An 18,672-nucleotide genomic window follows, 5' to 3' on the forward strand; every position below is an offset into this window, starting at 1 on the left:
CTCCCACCGTCGGGGGTCGGCGCACCCGGCAGATAGGTTGTGCCCCATGGCCAAGACGACCACCTCCTTCGTGCTGCGACCGTTCGAGAACCTGCCCGGTGAGACGGACTGGGTCGCGATGCGCGAGCTGGTGCCGGCCGCGACGGCGACCGTCCGGACCACCGCCGAGCACGGTGCGCGCGACGTCGTCGTCACCACCGTCCTCCCGGACGCGTGGGCGGCCCTGCACCGTGCCGACGGCACCGTGATGCTCGCGCTGCAGACGCGCAGCAGCTCCGGCGACGCCAGCCGCGACCTCGCCGAGGCGCTGCTGCGCGCGCTGGACGCCGAGCCCGGCACGGCGATCGAGAACCTCGGCCTGCCCACGGCCGGGCCCCGCCTGCAGGACGTGCTGGACCTGTCCGTGCCGTTCGAGGTGACCCTGCTCGACTCGTTCGAGTACTGGCTGGACCCCGCCGCGGAGCGCACGCCGGACGTCGAGGCGGCTCTCGAGGAGGCCGACTCCGGCATCATCGACACCCGCAAGCTGCCCGGTGTCGAGTCGGCCTACTGGTGCCGGATGGGCGCCAAGGAGTTCCTCCGCTGGGTGCAGCCGCTCGACGAGCAGCAGGTGCTGGACGGGCTGGCGCGCCTGCACGGCCGCCGCGAGTCGGGCTTCGAGGACGCCAAGTTCATCGGCTACTTCCGTGCGGCCGGCCTGGTGGTGCCGGTGTGGGAGCTCGCCCGCGGCACCGAGGCCGAGGAGATCGAGGACGCGCTCGCGGCGTTCGCGCCGCGGTTCGCCGCTGCCGTGGCCGACGACTCCCCGCTGGATGCCGACGCCCGCCGTGCCCGCGCCGGCCTGGTGGCGCGCCAGGTGACCCTGCGCTGACGACGCGGCTGCCCGGGGGTGCTCTCCGCGAGGCGGCCGTCCGGGTGAACGTGGCCCTCGACCGGCGGCGGTCCGAGGGCTCTCGTTAGGCTGGTCACGTGACCAGGTCCGGCGACAGCACCCGCGCGCAGGCAGTGGTCACCGACCCCCAGGGCGAGCCTGCCGGCGACCCCGCCCCCTCGTCGAACCCCGCGCCCTCCCGACCGGCGCGTGCCGAGTCGGTGCGGCTCGGTGCCGGCCGTCCGCCGCGCCGGCAGCGGGTGGCGGTGATCATCCCCGCCAAGGACGAGTCGCGGCGCATCGCCACCACCGTGCGCTCGGCGCGGGCGATCCCGGGCGTCGACCTGGTGCTGGTGGTCGACGACGGCTCGGAGGACGCCACCCAGCACGTCGCCCGGGAGGCCGGAGCCGTCGTCGTGCGCCACTCCCACAACCGCGGCAAGGCCGCCGCCATGGAGACCGGTGCCGCCGTCGTCGCGATGCGCGACGCGCCGGACCGGCCGCCGCGGTTCCTGCTGTTCCTCGACGGCGACCTGGCGGAGTCCGCGGTGCATGCCGCACCCCTGGTACCGCCCGTGCTGTCCGGCGAGGCGGACCTGACGATCGCCCTGCTGCCGCCGCAGCCCGGCGCGGGTGGGCACGGCATCGTCACCGGCGCCGCGCGCCACGGGATCGCGGCCCTCACCGGCTGGACGCCCACGCAGCCCCTGTCCGGCATGCGCTGCCTGACGCGGGAGGCGTTCGAGGCGGCGACGCCGCTGGCCCACGGCTGGGGCGTCGAGACGGGGATGACCATCGACCTGCTCCGGCAGGGGTTCCGGGTGCTCGAGGTGCCGTGCGACCTGCGCCACCGCCCGTCGGGGGCGGACTGGAAGGGTCAGCTGCACCGGGCGGCGCAGTACCGCGACGTCCAGCTCGCGCTCAGCTCCCGCCGGGCTCGAGCGGCGGCCGGGGTGGTGCGCGGGGTGCTCAGCCCGAAGCGGCCGGCCCGGGGTCCGCAGCTCTGACGTCCCGGCCGTCCTCGTCCCGGTCGCCGTCGCGCAGGCGCGCGACGGCGGCGAGCAGCAGGGGCGCCAGGAGCGCGATCCCGGTCGCGGGGATGATGATCCCGGAGTCGTTCATCAGGAACCCGACCACCATCGCCGCTCCCCACGCCGCGAGCCCGGCGCGCAGCAGCGGAACGCGGGGGACGAGTCCCCCGAGGTCCGTGTCCCGCAACCGGCGCCCGCGCCGACGCGCGTGCCGGACCAGCGCCAGCCAGCCCAGCGCCACGGCACCGACCAGCAGCACCAGCACTCGCCAGTCCCCCAGCACGTGCAGGTTCGCGGACTCCTTGCGGGCGAGCACCGTCCACAGGCCGCCCTGCAGCAGGGTCGCGACGAACCGGCCCAGGTGGGTCCGCTGCGCCGGCGGCCGCAGGTAGTCGAGCACCATCAGGGTCCCGACGACGAGCACGCCGGCGCCCACCACCAGCAGCACCGTCCGCCACTGGACCCGCCGCCCGCTGACCACCACGGCCAGCAGCCCGAACATCAGCAGCAGCGCCACCGGCCCGCCCGCGTCGCTGCCGAGCCCCGGCGTCCCGTCCACCACGACCACCACGAGGCCCAGCACGGCGACGGCCGCGACGCCCGCCCACCGCCGCCCCCGGCGCACCAGCAGATCGGCGACCACCACCGCGAGCACCATCCCGGCCGTCGCCGCCAGGGCGAACGCCTGGTTGCTCCAGCCGTAGAACCGTGCGCCGAGCAGCCGGTGCCCGCCCATCGGGGTGTCCACGGTCAGCGGTGAGCCGAGCAGCGCGTCGGCCAGCAGCACCCCGGCCGTCACGGCCGCCACCGCGGCAGCCGTCCCCAGCACGGTGCGCCGCCACGGACCCGCCAGTGCCGGCACCGCCAGCAGCACCGCCCAGCCGAGGGCCGCCGCACCGAGCGCCGCGCCGGGCGCCCCGGCCCGCCACCACGGCACCAGCGCGACCAGGAACGACGAGACGGGCAGCAGCGCCACCACCGTGCCGGCCACCTGCAGGGTCTGGCGCACCGGCCGCGCCGGCCGCGCCGGCCGCCCGCCGCCCCGCAGCAGCAGGCCGGCGACGGCGACGAAGGCCACGACCAGGACCAGCAGCGCGGCGTTGAAGGTGCCGGAGACGCGGGTGATCGCCAGCGCCTCGCGCTGCACGTCGAGCAGGCGTGCCAGCCGGGCGTCGGCGGTCGAGGGGCCGGAGGCGCGGCCGATCGTCGAGCCGACCAGCCCGGCGCCGCGGTCCCGCGCGCCGAGCGCGGCCAGCACGGTGGCCGGGACGTCCGCCGTCTGCACCAGACCCGTCTGCCGCGTCGCGCCGGACCGGAGCAGGGCACCGTCGTACCGGCCGCCGTCCGGAGCCGGTCCCGCCGCGGCGACCAGCTGCAGGTCTGGGCTGCCGGAGTCGGTCAGCGAGGCGACCAGCACGGTGGTGCCCGGATCGGCGGCATCGAGCGCCGCACCGACCACCGAGTCGACCGCGGTCAGCTGTGCCGAGCGTGCCCCGGTCGAGGCTGAGCCGTCCGCAGACCCGGCACCCACGGTCCCGGCGTCGACCACGACGACGCGAGCGGACCCCAGCGCATCGCGTACCACCGCGGTCACCTGCTGGGCCGACGACGGCACCGCCTGGTACCGCCCGACCACCCGCCCGTCCGCACCGGCCAGCGCCACCGCGGCACCGGGACCGACCGCCACCGCCGGCACCCCGGCGCCGCGCAGCACCTCACCGAGCGCACCGGCCTTCGCGTCGTACTGCTGCGACGCCAGCGCCGTCCGGTCGGCAGCCCACCCCGGCACCGCGCCGTCGACCGGCTCGTCGAGAGCCGCGCACGTCCCGCCGGCTCGCGCCGCCGCCGCCTTGGTGCCCGCCGACACGGTCAGCCACCCGTCCACCGGGCACCCGGTCGGCTCGACGCCGCGCGTGCTCGCCACCGCCAGCCCGGCCGTGCGGGACAGCCGCCACAGGGCCGGTGTCACCTGGGCCGACACGTCGCTCCACCGCACGCCGCTGGTGCCGATCAGCAGCACCGGACCGGGCACGGCGCCGGCCGTGACCGTCGTCCCAGCCGAGCCGCGTCCGCCCGAGGTGACGGTGTCCGCAGCCGTCAGCGAGCCTGCCACCGTCGCGGGGCCGCCGCCGCCGTCGTGGACCCCGGCCGCCCCGCTGAGCACGCCGACCAGACCGGTGAGCAGCGCCGTGACCAGGCCCGTCGCGACCACCCGCCGAACCAGAGGACCGCGGCGGGCACGCACCCGGCTAGCCTACGGGCGCACCCCGTCTCCACCCCGACGGCCTCCAGGAGGACCGATGAGCGACCGCCCCCGGTACGCCTACCTCGGACCGGCCGGCACGTTCACCGAGGAGGCGCTGCTGCAGGTGGTGCGGCCCGACGAGGCCGTGCTGCTGCCGCAGACGGACGTCGGCTCGGCGATCGGCGCCGTCCGTGCGGGTGCTGCCGACTTCGCCGTGGTCGCCATCGAGAGCACCGTCGAGGGCGGCGTCACCGCCACGCTGGACGCCCTCGCCACCGGCGAGCCGCTGGTGGTGCTGCGGGAGATCCTCGTGCCCGTCCAGTTCACGCTGGCCGCGGCGCCGGGCCGGCAGCTGGCCGACGTGCACCGCATCAGCGCCCACCCGCACGCCTGGGTGCAGTGCCGCCGCTGGCTCGCGGAGCACCTGCCGCACGCCGTCCACGTGCCGGCCACCTCGAACACCGCGCCGGCGGCCCTCATCGCCGAGCGCCTCGCCGACCCGTCGCTCCCGCCGCTCGCCTTCGACGCCGCGCTCGTCCCGCCGGCCGCCGTGGCGACCTACGGCCTGGCTGCCCTCGCCGACCAGGTGGCCGACAACGACGCGCTGGTCACCCGGTTCGTCGTCGTGGGCCACCCGGGCGAGGTCCCCGCACCGACCGGTGCCGACAAGACGAGCCTGGTGGTGCACCTGCCGGACAACGAGGCGGGTGCCCTGCTCGCGATGCTGGAGCAGTTCGCCGTGCGCGGCGTGAACCTGTCCCGCATCGAGTCCCGTCCCATCGGCGACGCGCTCGGCCGGTACTCCTTCTCGATCGACGCCGAGGGCCACATCCTCGACGAGCGCGTCGGCGAGGCGATCATGGGCCTGCGCCGACGCTGCCCGTACGTCCGCTTCCTCGGTTCCTACCCCCGCGCCGACGCGCTGCCGCCGACCGTTCACGCCGGCACGTCGGACGCCGAGTTCGTCGACGCCCGCACCTGGCTCCGCGCCCTGCGCTCCGGCCAGGCCACCTGACGCACCGCGCCGCGCGGCGGCCAGGCGGCCCGACCCACGGCGCTACGGGTGCAGCGGTACGAACCCGTCGATCACCCGCGCCAGCTCGGCGGGCGCCTCCAGCGGGATCAGGTGCCCGGACGGCAGCACCACCAGGCGCGCACCCGGCACGTACGGCAGCAGGTTGTCGCGGAGCACCTCGACCGGTTCCACCTGGTCCTCCTCGCCTCCGACCACCAGGGTCGGCACGTCGATCGCCGCCGTCAGCCCGCTGATGTCCTCGGCGATGCCGCGCAGCGGCCACTCGTCGCGGGCCTCCGGGCCGCTGGCCCGTGAGTCGGCCAGCACCTGCGCCTTGAGCTCATCCGGCAGGGGAGTGCCGGTCAGCACGTGGTCGCGCGCCCCGGCGACGGACTCGTCGGTGTCGTAGGCGTGCGCCAGCTGCGCCTGGTACTCCGGCGTGACGACGGCGGCAGGTCTGGCCGGCCCTGGTGCCACGAGCACCAGACCTTGCAGCCCGGCCGGACGGCCGGCGGCGACCAGCTGGGCCACCTTGCCGCCCATCGAGTGCCCGACCAGCACATGGTCCCGGACGCCCGCCTCCGCGAGCACCCCGAGGACGTCCGCGGCCAGCTGGTGCAGCGAGTACGGCCCCGGCAGGTGCTGCGAGCGACCCCAGCCGCGCAGGTCGAGAGCCAGCACGTCGCGCCCCGGCAGCCGGTCGACGACGCCGTCCCACGTGCGTGCCGAACCGCCCCAGTAGTGCAGCAGGACGAGGGTCGGGCCGGTACCGGCACGATGGTCGTAAGTGGGCAGGGCGCTGCCGGCGGCGGAGGTTGCGTCGGTCGACGATCGGGTGGTCGCGGCGAGGATCGCGTTGCTGTTCATGGCCCTATCCCACCGGCAGCAGGCCCGACGAGCATCGGCCAAACCAGTCGCGTGATGGTGGAAACTGGACACGTGCAAGCCGTGCAGCAGATGACGTACCAGCCGCTCGGCGGGGTCCCACGCCCGGTCGAGCTGATCACCTTCGACCGGCTCCGCGAGCTCAGCACCGGCGGCACCCAGCGGGCCGACTTCCACGTCGTCGCCGTCGTCGACGACGGCCAGGGCGCGGTGACCGTCGACTTCCGCCGGCACCGGCTCGGTCCCCGCTCGGCCGTCTGGATCCCGCCAGGTGCCGTGCACAGCTGGGACGACATCGAGGCGCTGTCCGGCCGTCTGGTGCTGTTCGTCCCGAGCGCACCCCTCACCGCGGCCACCCGCCGGCTCACGGCAGCGCCGGACCAGGCGCCGACGTGGACGGTCGGACCGGACTGGCCGCTGCTGACCGCGGCGCTCGACCACCTCGAGCTCGAGGCCGCTGCCGGACCGGCAGAGCTCGCCGCCCTCCTCCTGTCGGCCCTCCTCCTGCGGCTGGACCCGCCCGGCCGGGACCCCGGGCCCGACGGCTCGCTGTTCGCGCTGTTCCGGGACACCGTCGAGGCGGGCTACCGCACGCACCGGGACGCCGGCCACTACGCATCCGTGCTCGGGTACGCGCCACGGACGCTCTCGCGCGCCGTCCAGCGCGCCACGGGCAGCACCGCCAAGGCCTACCTGACCGAGCGCGTCGTCCTCGAGGCCAAGCGCCTGCTCGCGCACGACGGCTTCACCGCGGCCCGCTGCGCGCGCGAGCTGGGCTTCCCGGATGCGACGAGCTTCTCGGTGTTCTTCCGCACCGCCACCGGGCTGCCGCCCGCCCGCTGGCTGGCGCAGTGGCGCGAGGTCGCCACCGACCACGAGCCGACGTCCTGACCCGGCCCGTCCGTCGCCTCGGGACGCGCCGGATCAGCTCGCGGGTGCGGGCACCCGCACGACGAGCGCGCCCGGGTCCACCCGCGCCGCGAGCTGCGCCACCCGCCCCAGGACGTCCCCGTCCAGCTGCACGTGCTCCCCGCCGGACAGCTGCATCTCCACCGACCGTGCCCGGGTGTGGTCGATCCGCCCGATCCGCGCAGGCAGCGGGTTCCGCAGCCCGAACCCCTGCAGCACCACCTCGCCGAGCAGCTGCGCCCAGCCGGCCACCCCGCCGCGGGTGTCGATCGCCGCGATGTCCAGCCAGCCGTCGTCGAGGATCGCGTCGGGCAGCAGCTGCAGACCGCCGGGCAGCTTGCCGCAGTTGCCCACCAGCAGGCTGCGCAGCCGCAGGTCCTGCCAGGCCCGCCCGTCGAGGCGCACGCGGACGCGGCTGCGCCGACCGTGCAGGTGCTGCACCCCGGCGACGAAGTAGGCGATCCAGCCGACCTTCGCCTTGAGCGCGTCGTCGGTGCTGGCCACCATCGCGGCGTCGAACCCGACCCCGCCGATCACCAGGAAGATGTGCTCGCGGTCCGGGTCGGGGTCGGCGGCGGGCCCGGTCACCTCCTCGTCCGGGTCCTCGGCGTCGGCGGCCGCCCAGCGCTGCACGGCGATCCAGCCGACGTCGATGGTCCGGTCCTTGCCGTCGAGCGCTGCCGCGATCGCAGCCGGCGGGTCGCCCACCGGGATGTCGAGGTTGCGCGCCAGCAGGTTCCCCGTGCCCAGGGGGAGCAGCGCCATGGGCACGTCGGTGTGCACCAGCGCCTCGGCGACCGCCCGCACGGTCCCGTCACCACCGACCGCCACGACGAGCTTCGCGCCGCGCTCCACCGCCTCGCGCGCCTGCCCGACCCCGGGGTCCTCCACGGTGGTCTCCAGCCACAGCGGCTCGGGCAGGTACCGCTCCGAGCAGGCCTTCACCACCTGCGTCCGCAGGGCGGCGACGTCCGGCTTGGAGGGGTTGGCGACGAAGGCGACCAGCGGCCGCTCCTCGTCGTCCGGACCCGTCAGCACCTCGCCGGCCGCCCCCGCCGGTGCGGCGCTCGCGGCGCCGTGGCCCAGCCGCCCGCTCGCCTGCCGGCGCGCCACCCACACCGCCAGCACGATGGCCACGAGCGCGAGCACAGCAGCGGTCAGCCCCAGCCAGTCGTGCCATGTCATGTCCGGCAATCTACGCATCCACCTGCGACGTCGCGCGGCCGGGGCGGGTGAGGACGGCGTTCGCGGACCGGGCACGCCGCAGCTGACCGTGCCGGCCGGTCGATAGGCTGGCAGCCGTGATCGATCTGCGGCTCCTGCGGGAGGACCCCGATGTGGTGCGCGCCAGCCAGGTCGCGCGTGGTGACGACCCCCACCTGGTGGACGAGATCCTGGACGCCGATGCGCGCCGGCGCTCGGCGCTGACCGCGTTCGAGACGCTGCGCGCCGAGCAGAAGTCCCTCGGCAAGGACGTCGCGAAGGCGACCGGCGCCGACAAGGAGCACCTGCTGGCCCGTGCGCGGCAGCTGGCCGACGAGGTGAAGGCGCGGCAGTCGGATGCCGAGGCCGCCGAGAAGCAGGCGGACCTGCTCGCCCGCCGCATCGGCAACGTGGTGGCGGACGGCGTCCCGGCCGGCGGCGAGAACGACTACGTCGTGCTCGAGCACGTGGGCACGCCGCGCGACTTCGCCGCCGAGTACGGCGACGGCTTCCGCGTCCGGGACCACCTCGAGCTCGGCGAGGGCCTGCAGGCGATCGACACCGAGCGCGGCTCCAAGGTGTCCGGCGCGCGGTTCTACTACCTGACCGGCATCGGCGCCCGCCTCGAGCTGGCCCTGCTGAACGCCGCCGTCGACCGCGCGCTCGCCGCCGGCTTCACCCCGGTGATCACGCCCACCCTGGTCAAGCCCGAGATCATGGCCGGCACCGGCTTCCTCGGCGCCCACGCCGACGAGATCTACCGCCTCGAGGCCGACGACCTGTACCTGGTCGGCACCAGCGAGGTCGCGCTCGCCGGCTACCACTCCGGCGAGATCCTCGACCTGTCCGCCGGCCCCAAGCGGTACGCCGGCTGGAGCGCCTGCTACCGCCGCGAGGCCGGCTCGTACGGCAAGGACACCCGGGGCATCATCCGGGTGCACCAGTTCCACAAGGTCGAGGCGTTCAGCTACACGACGGTCGAGGACGCCGCCGACGAGCACCAGCGGATCCTCGGCTGGGAGAAGGAGATGCTCGGCCTCGTCGAGCTTCCCTACCGCGTGATCGACACCGCCGCCGGCGACCTCGGCTCGTCGGCCGCCCGCAAGTTCGACTGCGAGGCGTGGCTGCCCAGCCAGCAGCGCTACCTCGAGCTGACCAGCACCTCGAACTGCACCACGTTCCAGGCCCGCCGCCTCGGCATCCGCGAGCGCACGGCGGACGGTTCCGTCCGCACCGTCGCCACGCTGAACGGCACCCTGGCCACCACCCGCTGGCTCGTCGCGATCCTGGAGAACCACCAGCTCGAGGACGGGTCGGTCCGGGTGCCGGAGGGCCTGCGCCCGTACCTGGGCGGCGTGGAGGTGCTGCACCCGGCGGCGACGGCATGACCGGCACCGCGGGCCGGGTCGGCCTGCTCGCCCTCGACGTCGACGGCACCGTCATGACGTACGACGGCGTCGTGTCCGACGGTGTCCGCAGCGCCGTGTCCGCCCTGGTCGCGGCCGGGGTCCACGTCGTGCTCGCCACCGGTCGCTCGCTGCAGGGCGCCGCCCAGGCGGCCGCCGCGCTCGGCCTGACGGACGGCTGGCTGGTGTGCTCCAACGGCGCGGTCATCGCCCGCCTCGACTCGGACCTGGACGACGGCTACGAGGTGCACCAGGTGGTCACCTTCGACCCGGCACCGGCCCTGCGCGCCCTGGCGATCGAGCTGCCGGACGCCCTGTACGCGGTGGAGAACCTCGGCGTCGGCTTCCTGGTCAGTGCCGACTTCCCGCCGGGGGAGCTGAGCGGCGAGACCGAGGTCGTGCCGTTCGAGCGGCTGCTCGCGGCACCCGCCAGCCGGGTGGTGATCCGCAGCCCCGACAGCACGCCGGACGAGTTCCACGCCCTCGTCGAGCGGGTCGGCCTGCACGAGGTCTCCTACGCCGTCGGCTGGAGCGCGTGGCTCGACCTGACGCCGGGCGGCGTCTCCAAGGCCAGCGCGCTGGAGCAGGTCCGCCGCGAGCTCGGCGTGCAGCCGTTCGCGACGATGGCGGTCGGCGACGGCTCCAACGACACCGAGATGCTCGAGTGGGCGGCCCGGGGCATCGCGATGGGCCACGCCGACGAGCGGGTGCGCGCCGCGGCCGACGAGGTCACGGGCACCATCGACGACGACGGGGTGCTGCCGGTGCTGCGGTCGCTGCTGCACTGACCGCCGGCGGCATCCGCCCTGCTCACGGCCGGTGCGCCGCAGGTCCACCGTCCCGCTCCGGCACGCTGGCCTGCGGTTTTGCGGGAGCGCTCCCGCACGGCCGGCCGGGGCCGGCCGCCGCCGCGCCGACCCTGGCCGCGGTGGACCACCGCCGGTCCGCGGTGCACAATCGGCCCCCGTGGCGCGCATCGAGGACGTGGCGCGGTCCGCCGGTGTCTCGACGGCGACCGTCTCCCGCGCGCTGCGAGGCCTCCCGCACGTGTCGTCCGAAACCCGGGAACGGGTCCGTGAGGTGGCCCGCGAGCTCGGCTACGTCGCCTCCCCGTCGGCCGCCAGCCTCGCCTCGGGGCGGACCCGCACCATCGGCCTGCTGACGCCGTGGGTGAACCACTGGTTCTTCGCCAACGTGATCGACGGCGCCGAGCGGGCGCTGCGCGCCCAGGGCTTCGACGCGCTGCTGTACACGTTCGAGATCTCCCGTGACCTGCGCCGACGTCAGGTGGACCCCGACGTGCTGCGCCGGCGGGTGGACGGCGTGATCGTCGTCGGCATGCCGCTGGACCGCGACGAGGTCGCCGCCCTGGTCGGCCTGGGCCATCCGCTGATCTTCATCGGCACCGGCGCCCCCGGCCAGGTGACCGTGCGGGTGGACGACCTCCGCACCGCCACCGAGGCCACCGAGCACCTGCTGCGCCTGGGCCACCGCACCATCGGGCACATCACCGGGTCGCCGCAGGACAACGCCCCGTGGGCGCCGCCGATCGACCGCCGCTCCGGGTGGAAGGAGGCGATGACGCGCGCGGGTGCCGCGCCGAGCCCGGAGCTCGAGGTGAACGGCTACTTCGACGTGGAGGGCGGCCGCGAGTCGACGTGCCGGCTGCTGGCCCGGCGTCCGGACGTGACGGCGATCTTCGCGGCGTCCGACGAGATGGCGATGGGTGCGATCCTCGCCGCCCGCGAGCTGGGTCGGCGCGTGCCGGAGGACCTGTCGGTGATCGGCATCGACGGCCACGACCTCGGCGAGCTCGTCGGCCTGACGACGATGGCGCAGTCCGCCGAGGACCAGGGGACCGCCGCCGCGACGCTGCTCCTGGGCATGATCGCCGGCACCCCGGCGCCCGAGCAGGTGATCTTCCCGACGCAGCTGGTGGTGCGCACGTCGACCGCCGCTCCGGTGGTGCATCTCGCTACGTGACGAAATCGTGACGTCGGGGTGCTTGACGGCTCCCGGGCGGCGAATGTCAAGATCAAGCCGGTCTGTAAGCGTTTGCAGACACCAGCCACCTGTCGCATCAACGAAGTTGTGACCGGGAAGGACAGACATGAAGCGAAACGCACGATTCGCCGCCGTCGCCGCAGGGGTGGCGGCCCTGGCGACCGTCGCAGGGTGTTCCAGCGGCGGCTCGTCCGGCACGTCCAGCTCCAGCGGAGGCGGCTCGGCAGCCGCCCTGACCGGCGACTGCGCGAAGTACCAGGCCTATGCCGGTCACAGCGGCAAGACGGTCACGATGTTCGGGTCGATCCTCAGCCCCGAGTCGGACTCGCTGAACTCGTCGTGGGCCGACTTCTCCAAGTGCACCGGCATCACCATCCAGTACACGGGCTCCAACACCTTCGAGTCCGACCTGCCGGTCAAGGTCAACGGCGGCAACGCCCCGAACCTCGCGATCATCCCGCAGCCCGGTCTGCTCGCGCAGATGGTGGCGACGGGCGCCGTGAAGGACCCGCCGGCCCAGACCGTGAAGAACGAGGACAACTGGAACGCCGCCTGGAAGGGCTACGGCTCGGTCGACGGCAAGTTCTACGCGGCTCCGATGAGCGCCAACATGAAGTCCCTGGTCTGGTACTCGCCGAAGTACTTCAAGGACAACGGCTTCACCGTCCCGACCACGTGGGCCGACATGATGTCGCTGTCCGACCAGATGGCCGGCAAGATGACCGGCGCGGCGAAGCCGTGGTGCGGCGGCATCGGCTCCGGCACCGCCAGTGGCTGGCCGGCCACCGACTGGCTCGAGGAGGTCGTCCTCGGCAAGTACGGCGGCCAGGTCTACGACGACTGGATCAGCCACAAGGTCAAGTTCTCCGACCCGCAGATCCAGGACGCGATGAAGGTCATCACCGACTGGCTGCAGAACCCGAAGTGGGTCAACGGCGGCGTGGGTGACGTCAAGACGATCGCCACCACCACGTTCCAGAACGCCGGCCTGCCCATCCTGAAGAACGAGTGCGGCATGCTGCAGCAGGCGTCCTTCTACGAGGCGCAGTGGCCGAAGGGCACCAAGGTCGGACCTGACGGCGACGTGTTCGCCTTCAAGCTCCCGGCCGTCGACCCGTCGATCAAGACGCCCGTCGAGGGTGGCGGCGAGTTCGTGACCGCGTTCTCCGACGACCCGGCCGTGCAGGCGGTGCAGAACTACCTGAGCAGCCCGGAGTGGGCTGAGAGCCGGATCAAGGTCGCACCGGGCTGGGTCTCCGCGAACGAGAAGGTCGACCAGAGCCTGTACACCGACCCGATCGACCAGCTGTCCGCCAAGTACCTCGCCGACCCGAGCGCCACGTTCCGGTTCGACGCCTCGGACGCCATGCCGGCGGCCGTCGGTGCCGGTGCCGAGTGGACCGGGATGGTCGACTGGTTCGGCAGCGGCAAGTCCTCCGCGGACGTCGCCAAGGCGATCGACGCGGCCTGGCCGAGCTGATCTGACCCCCCCTGTTCCACCTGCTTGACATCTGAGGTGCTCCGGCCCGCGGGCGAGTCCCGCGGGCCGGAGCACCCTTTCTGCCCGACCGTGGCACCCTGTTCGCAGCGAGACAGACAAGGGGGTCTGTGGTGAGCGCTACCTACGTCTCATTGGCGTCGAGCGTGGCCGGCCAGGCGGCCACCACCCTGCTCGGCGCCGTCGAGGCCGTCCTCGGCTTCGTCGCGATCCTCGCGATCGTCTTCTTCGTCGCCGGCCGGGCGACCGGTCGGCTGGAGAAGCCGCTGGCGGTGATCATCTGCCTGGGTCCGGCGCTGTTCCTGGTCGCCCTCGGGCTGGTGATCCCGGCGATCACGACGATCAACAACAGCCTGACCAACCAGCAGTTCCTCGGCCAGCAGAAGACCAAGAAGGTCGGCCTGAAGAACTACGTCTTCGCCTTCACCGACCCGTACACGCAGCAGACCATCGTGCGCACGGTGCTCTGGCTCGTGATCGTGCCGGCGGTCGCGGTGGGCGTCGGTCTGCTGGTCGCGCTGCTCGTCGACCGCATGAAGTACGCCTCGATCCCCAAGACGATGGTCTTCCTGCCGACCGCCATCTCGTTCGTCGGTGCGGCGGTCATCTGGTCCTACGTCTACAACTACGTGACGCCGTCCCAGCCGCAGACGGGCCTGCTGAGCCAGGTCGTCATCAAGCTGGGCTGGCACAACCCGCCCAACTGGTTGATCACCCCGCCGCTGAACACCTTCCTCGAGATGGTGATCATGATCTGGATCCAGGCGGGGTTCGCGATGGTGGTGCTCGGCGCCGCCCTCAAGGCGATCCCCGACGAGGTGATCGAGTCGGCGCGGATGGACGGTGCCTCGGGGTTCCGGCTGTTCCGCACCATCCAGATCCCGATGATCCGCAACACCCTGGTCGTGGTGCTGACGACGGTGATGATCACGACGCTGAAGGTCTTCGACATCGTCTTCACCATCAACAACGGCAACTTCAAGACGGACGTGCTCGCCCGTCAGATGTACGCCGACATGTTCGTCACCAGCCAGGTCGCGCGCGGCAGCGCCCTGGCCGTGATCCTGTTCCTCGCCGTCCTGCCGCTGGTGCTCTACAACGTCCGACAGCTGCGCAGGGAGCGTGAGATCCGATGAGCGCGACCACCGACCCGATGAGCGCGACCGGCACGACGTCGACCGACGTCAAGAAGCCCCTCACCGGTCCGGCGGCGACCAGGGCCGTCCGGACGGCGTTCAGCAGCCCGACGGCGTCGATCGTCGCGATCGCGATCGGCGTGCTGTGGACCATCCCGACGTTCGGGTTGTTCGTCAACTCGTTCCGGTCGAAGTCGGACGCCGCCACCAGCGGCTGGTGGATGTTCTTCGTCCACCCCAGCTTCAGCCTCGACGGCTACCGGCAGGTGCTCACCGGGCAGGGCGGCCTGTTCATCCCGCTGGTGAACTCCCTGGCGATCACCATCCCGGCGACGATCATCCCGATCTTCGTCGCGTCGATGGCCGGCTACGCGCTGGCCTGGATGCGGTTCCGGGGCAGCGACGCGATCTTCTTCACGTTCTTCGCGCTGCAGGTGGTGCCGCTGCAGATGGCCCTGGTGCCGTTGCAGCAGTACTACGTGCACGGCCTGCGGATCGCGGGCATCACGGTGCTGCCGTCACCCGGGGTGAACGGGACGCTGGCCCAGATCTGGCTGTCGCACACGATGTTCTCGCTGCCCCTGGCGGTGTTCCTGCTGCACAACTTCATCGCGCAGCTGCCGGGGTCCCTGATCGAGGCGGCGCGGGTGGACGGTGCGTCCCACCTGCGCATCTTCCGGTCGGTCGTGCTGCCACTCTCGATGCCGGCGATCGCGTCGTTCTCCATCTTCCAGTTCCTCTGGGTGTGGAACGACCTGCTGGTGGCCAAGACCTTCGGCGGCTCCAACCCGGCGCTGCAACCGGTCACCGCTCGGATGCAGAGCCTCACCGGCAGCTACGGCTCGCACCTGGAGCTGCTGGCACCGGCCGGCTTCCTGACGATCGTCGTCCCGGTGATCGTGTTCCTCGCCCTGCAGCGGTACTTCGTGCGGGGGCTGCTCGCGGGGTCGGTCAAGGGCTGACCCGGACGCGACGGGGCGGGTGCGCGGTGCAGGCATAGCCTGGCCCGCGTGCCCGCCCCGCTGCTGTTCCTGCTCTCGGGGCTGACCCAGTACCTCGGTGCGGCGGTGGCCGTGCGGCTGTTCGGAGCGCTGCCACCGGCCACCGTCGCGTGGCTGCGGATCGCCGTCTCGGCGGTGCTGCTGCTGGGGTGGGCGCGGCCGTGGCGGCGTGGTCCGTGGGACCGCCGGCGGCTGGCGACCACCGCGGCGTTCGGCGTGGTGCTCGCGGCGATGAACGTCAGCTTCTACGTGGCGATAGCGCACCTGCCGCTGGGCACGGCGGTGGCGATCGAGTTCGTCGGGCCCGTGGCGGTGGCCGCCGTGACCGGGTCCGGCTGGCGGGAGCGTGCCGCGATCGCCGTCGCGGCGGTGGGCGTGGTGCTGCTCGCGGGGGTGTCGCTGCACACCGGCGGGTCGGCCCGAGTGGGGCTGCTGGCGATCGGTGCGGCGGCGGCCTTCTGGGCCGGGTACATCGTGCTGGGCCGGCGGGTGGCCGGTCAGGCGTCGGGCCTGTCGGGCCTGGCGGTCGGGATGACGACGGGAGCGGTGGTGCTGGCACCCGGGTTCGCCGCTGCCGCCGGGCCCGTGCTGCACGACCTGCGGCTCGCCGGGGCCGTGCTCGCCGTGGCGGTGTGCTCGTCGGTGGTGCCGTACGGCATCGAGCAGGTGGTGCTGCGGCGGGTCAGCGCGGCGACGTTCGCCGTGCTGCTGGCGCTGCTGCCGGCCAGCGCCGCCGTGGTGGGTGCCGTGGTGCTGCGCCAGCTGCCGCACGCGGTGGACCTCGTCGGCCTCGCCCTCGTCTGCGGCGCGATCGCGCTGACCGCCCGCCGCGAACCGCCGGTGGTGCGCGCGGCACGCAGCCGGACCGAGGCGGCCGCGGACGAGGGGTTGGGCTGACCGGGGGATTCGCCCTCGAAACGGCCACCCGGCCCGCGCACAGGCTGCGATGATCGCGCCGCCCGGCCGTCACCGGGACGTGCGCCGACGTACCGGCGTCACCTGAGCGGGGGGCTCACATGTCGTTGCGGCGCCGTCTTGTCGGCCGACTTGTCCTGGGTTCGTCCGTCGCCGCGATCGCGGTGGTCCTGGCCGGCTGCGGCTCGTCGGCCCCGCAGGCCGCCGCCACCGCCGCTGCTGCCTCGGAGGCGGTCGTGACCCCGACGCCGACGCCGACCGCGGTCTACACCCTGACCGCCGCGACGTTCGCCCAGGCGATGCAGGCGGCCGCCGCCAAGGCCACGAGCTGCACGTTCACCCTCCAGGTCGCCACCAACGGTCAGACGATCACCGCGGACGGCGCTCTGCGCGTGCTGCCCGACAAGACCAGCGAGATGGCCATGAAGATGACCGCGTCGAGCACCGGGGCGATCGACCTGCGCGTGGTGGCCGGCACCTGGTACATCAGCGGCGGGGAGCTGACGGGCGGCAAGTTCGTCAAGGGCGACCCCAAGGACCCGAAGGGTCCCTTCGCCGGCATGGCGGGCGTGTTCGACTCCGTGAACCCGAACCACGGGATGGCGGCGTTCCAGGACGCGATCGTCTCGCTGACGCCGGTGGGCGGCACCGAGCAGGTGGACGGCGTCCCGACGCAGGCGTACGACGTGGTGGTCGACACCACGAAGCTCAGCGCAGCCGTCCGTTCGCAGCAGTTCGACGAGAGCGCGGCGCTGCCGGCCCAGATCACCTACCGGTACTGGTTCGGTGCCGACGGCCTGGTGCGCAAGATGACGTCGGACGTGCAGGGCGAGCAGCAGGTGATGACGTTCTCCGGCTGGGGCCAGCCCGTGGACATCCAGGCGCCGCCGGCCAGCCAGGTGGTCACGCTCAAGTGACGACGCGGCCCCGTCGGCCGTCGGGCCGGCGGGGCACCGCCCCGGCTAGAGGTACTGGCCGGTGGAGCGGGAGGTGTCGCCGTCGTCGTCCTGGTCTCGCGGCACGACGAAGACGCCGGGTCCGGCCTGCTGCGGGTGCACGCCGGGCGGCAGTGCGCGGCGCATCCCGGTCAGCTGTGCCTGCGCGGCCATCTGCTGCGCGACCAGCGCCGTCTGGATCCCGTGGAACAGACCCTCGAGCCAGCCGACCAGCTGGGCCTGCGCGATCCGAAGCTCGGCGTCCGACGGTGCGTCGTCGCTGAACGGCAGCGTGATGCGGTGCAGCTCGGCGACCAGCTCGGGGGACAGTCCCTCCTCGAGCTCGGCCAGCGACCGCTCGTGGATCTCGGCGAGCCGGCTGCGCGCCGCGTCGTCGAGCGGGGCGCTGCGCACCTCGTCGAGCAGCTGCTTGATCATGGTGCCGATCCGCATCACCTTGGCCGGCTGCTCCACGAGCGAACCGACCTGCTCGTCGCGGTCCTCGTCGGGTTCGGGGCGCGCGGCAGTGGTGGTCTCGTCGTCGTCCGCCACGGTCGTCTCGTCGTCCTGGCTCACGTGGGCATTGTGCCGCCCGGCGGGCGCCCCGCGCCTGCTACGGCACCAGCAGGATCTTGCCGAACGCCGCGCCGGACTCCATCAGCTGGTGCGCGTGCGCGGCCTGGGCGAACGGGACGTGCGTGTGCACGACGGGCCGCACCGCCCCGGCCGCCACCAGCGGCCACAGCCGTTGCCGGACCTCCGCCATGATCGCCGCCTTCTGCGCCAGGGGACGGGACCTCAACGTGGTGCCCAGCACGGTGGCGCGGCGCTCGAGCAGCAGCCCGAGGTCGAGCTCGGCACGGCGCCCCTGCTGCAGCCCGATGACGGCCAGGCGGCCACCGTCGGCCAGCATCGCGAGGTTCTCCGCGAGGCCGCCGGCGCCGAGCACGTCGAGCACCACGTCGACGCCGCGGCCGTCCGTCGCGGCCAGCACGCGGCCGGCGACGTCGGGCAGCCGGTGGTCGACGACGGTCTCGGCACCCAGCGCCCGTACGCGTTCGCAGCGCTCGGGACCGCCGGCCGTGGCCAGCACCCGGTGCCCCAGCGCGCGTGCGACCTGCACGGCGACGGACCCGACACCGCCCGAGCCGCCACGCACCAGCACCGTGTCGCCGTCCGTGAACCGGGCAGCCTGCAGCGTCGACCACACCGTGGCCAGCGCCTCCGGCAGCGCGGCCGCCTCGGCGGTCGCCAGGCCGTCCGGCACCGGCAGGCACAGCGCCGCCGTCGCGACGGCACGCTCGGCGTAGCCGCCGCCGGCCAGCAGCGCGGCGACGCGGTCGCCGACGGACCAGCCCGAGGTCCCCGGTCCGAGGGCGGACACCACGCCGCTGATCTCCATCCCCGGCCAGTCCGGCGCCCCGGGTGGAGGGGGGTAGTGACCCTGCCGTTGCAGCACGTCAGCGCGGTTGACACCCGCTGCGGCGACCTCGACCAGCAGCTCACCGGCACCCGGCACAGGGTCCGGCAGCTGGTCCACCTGCAGCTGCTCCGGTCCACCGGGGGCACGCACCACGACCGCTCGCACCCGGTGAAACTACGCCGGAACGGACGAATG

General features: G+C 73.8%; 17 protein-coding genes. 12 read left to right on the top strand and 5 right to left on the bottom strand.

Features of this window, described 5'->3' with window-relative positions; translation table 11 throughout:
• The first annotated feature begins 46 nt into the window (after positions 1-46).
• Both ACFQTY_RS02090 and ACFQTY_RS02095 read left to right on the top strand, forming a co-directional pair.
• Complete coding sequence (locus ACFQTY_RS02090; protein ID WP_291759749.1) at positions 47-871, top strand: DUF5926 family protein; 825 nt, start codon at positions 47-49, stop codon at positions 869-871.
• 98 nt (positions 872-969) lie between these two features.
• Positions 970-1,878, top strand: coding sequence for a glycosyltransferase family 2 protein (locus ACFQTY_RS02095; RefSeq protein WP_378096594.1), 909 nt, complete (start codon positions 970-972; stop codon positions 1,876-1,878).
• Here the strand turns inward: ACFQTY_RS02095 and ACFQTY_RS02100 are convergent.
• Entirely contained in the window at positions 1,841-4,147 is a 2,307-nt protein-coding gene (locus ACFQTY_RS02100) for a hypothetical protein (protein ID WP_378096597.1), read from the bottom strand. The two genes, ACFQTY_RS02095 and ACFQTY_RS02100, sit on opposite strands and share 38 nt — an antisense overlap.
• A gap of 55 nt (positions 4,148-4,202) precedes the next feature.
• On the opposite strand from ACFQTY_RS02100, the gene pheA reads away from it, so the two are divergent.
• On the top strand, positions 4,203-5,162 hold the full coding sequence (gene pheA, locus ACFQTY_RS02105; RefSeq protein ID WP_378096600.1) for a prephenate dehydratase: 960 nt from the start codon (positions 4,203-4,205) through the stop codon (positions 5,160-5,162).
• A 42-nt stretch (positions 5,163-5,204) separates the two neighbouring features.
• Here pheA and ACFQTY_RS02110 read toward each other — a convergent pair whose 3' ends face one another.
• Positions 5,205-6,029 carry an alpha/beta fold hydrolase gene (locus tag ACFQTY_RS02110; RefSeq protein WP_378096603.1) on the bottom strand — a complete coding sequence of 275 codons (825 nt, stop codon included), beginning with the start codon at positions 6,027-6,029 and terminating at the stop codon, positions 5,205-5,207.
• 72 nt (positions 6,030-6,101) lie between these two features.
• On the opposite strand from ACFQTY_RS02110, the gene ACFQTY_RS02115 reads away from it, so the two are divergent.
• Positions 6,102-6,938 (top strand): AraC family transcriptional regulator, encoded by an 837-nt coding sequence (locus ACFQTY_RS02115; protein ID WP_378096606.1) that lies wholly within the window; start codon positions 6,102-6,104, stop codon positions 6,936-6,938.
• 33 nt (positions 6,939-6,971) lie between these two features.
• On the opposite strand, the gene ACFQTY_RS02120 is transcribed toward ACFQTY_RS02115, so the two are convergent.
• Positions 6,972-8,141 carry a diacylglycerol/lipid kinase family protein gene (locus ACFQTY_RS02120; protein ID WP_378096609.1) on the bottom strand — a complete coding sequence of 390 codons (1,170 nt, stop codon included), beginning with the start codon at positions 8,139-8,141 and terminating at the stop codon, positions 6,972-6,974.
• Positions 8,142-8,257: 116 nt separating this feature from the next.
• Between ACFQTY_RS02120 and serS the strand changes: the two genes are divergently transcribed.
• The 8 genes from serS (at position 8,258) to ACFQTY_RS02160 (ending at position 17,036) form a co-directional block, all read left to right on the top strand.
• Positions 8,258-9,547 carry a serine--tRNA ligase gene (gene serS / locus ACFQTY_RS02125; protein ID WP_337973869.1) on the top strand — a complete coding sequence of 430 codons (1,290 nt, stop codon included), beginning with the start codon at positions 8,258-8,260 and terminating at the stop codon, positions 9,545-9,547.
• Positions 9,544-10,353 (top strand): HAD family hydrolase, encoded by an 810-nt coding sequence (locus ACFQTY_RS02130; RefSeq protein ID WP_291759730.1) that lies wholly within the window; start codon positions 9,544-9,546, stop codon positions 10,351-10,353. The genes serS and ACFQTY_RS02130 overlap by 4 nt, the downstream gene beginning before the upstream one ends.
• Before the next feature lie 178 nt (positions 10,354-10,531).
• Positions 10,532-11,548, top strand: coding sequence for a LacI family DNA-binding transcriptional regulator (locus tag ACFQTY_RS02135; RefSeq protein ID WP_378096613.1), 1,017 nt, complete (start codon positions 10,532-10,534; stop codon positions 11,546-11,548).
• Positions 11,549-11,675: 127 nt separating this feature from the next.
• The gene (locus ACFQTY_RS02140) at positions 11,676-13,049 is read left to right on the top strand and encodes an ABC transporter substrate-binding protein (protein ID WP_378096616.1); all 1,374 of its coding nucleotides are present in this window, start codon (positions 11,676-11,678) and stop codon (positions 13,047-13,049) included.
• A 131-nt stretch (positions 13,050-13,180) separates the two neighbouring features.
• On the top strand, positions 13,181-14,203 hold the full coding sequence (locus tag ACFQTY_RS02145; RefSeq protein ID WP_378096619.1) for a carbohydrate ABC transporter permease: 1,023 nt from the start codon (positions 13,181-13,183) through the stop codon (positions 14,201-14,203).
• Positions 14,200-15,165, top strand: coding sequence for a carbohydrate ABC transporter permease (locus tag ACFQTY_RS02150; RefSeq protein WP_378096622.1), 966 nt, complete (start codon positions 14,200-14,202; stop codon positions 15,163-15,165). The genes ACFQTY_RS02145 and ACFQTY_RS02150 overlap by 4 nt, the downstream gene beginning before the upstream one ends.
• Before the next feature lie 48 nt (positions 15,166-15,213).
• Positions 15,214-16,101: a DMT family transporter gene (locus ACFQTY_RS02155; RefSeq protein ID WP_378096625.1), complete on the top strand. Its 888-nt coding sequence runs from the start codon at positions 15,214-15,216 to the stop codon at positions 16,099-16,101.
• A gap of 119 nt (positions 16,102-16,220) precedes the next feature.
• Positions 16,221-17,036, top strand: a complete 816-nt coding sequence (locus tag ACFQTY_RS02160; RefSeq protein ID WP_378096628.1) for a hypothetical protein — start codon at positions 16,221-16,223, stop codon at positions 17,034-17,036.
• A 45-nt stretch (positions 17,037-17,081) separates the two neighbouring features.
• Here ACFQTY_RS02160 and ACFQTY_RS02165 read toward each other — a convergent pair whose 3' ends face one another.
• Positions 17,082-17,630, bottom strand: coding sequence for a bacterial proteasome activator family protein (locus ACFQTY_RS02165; protein ID WP_378096631.1), 549 nt, complete (start codon positions 17,628-17,630; stop codon positions 17,082-17,084).
• A gap of 37 nt (positions 17,631-17,667) precedes the next feature.
• Positions 17,668-18,642: an NAD(P)H-quinone oxidoreductase gene (locus tag ACFQTY_RS02170; RefSeq protein WP_378096634.1), complete on the bottom strand. Its 975-nt coding sequence runs from the start codon at positions 18,640-18,642 to the stop codon at positions 17,668-17,670.
• Between the last annotated feature and the right edge of the window lie 30 nt (positions 18,643-18,672).

The organism is Cellulomonas sp. T2.31MG-18, from assembly GCF_964266755.1.
Lineage (GTDB): Bacteria > Actinomycetota > Actinomycetes > Actinomycetales > Cellulomonadaceae > Cellulomonas.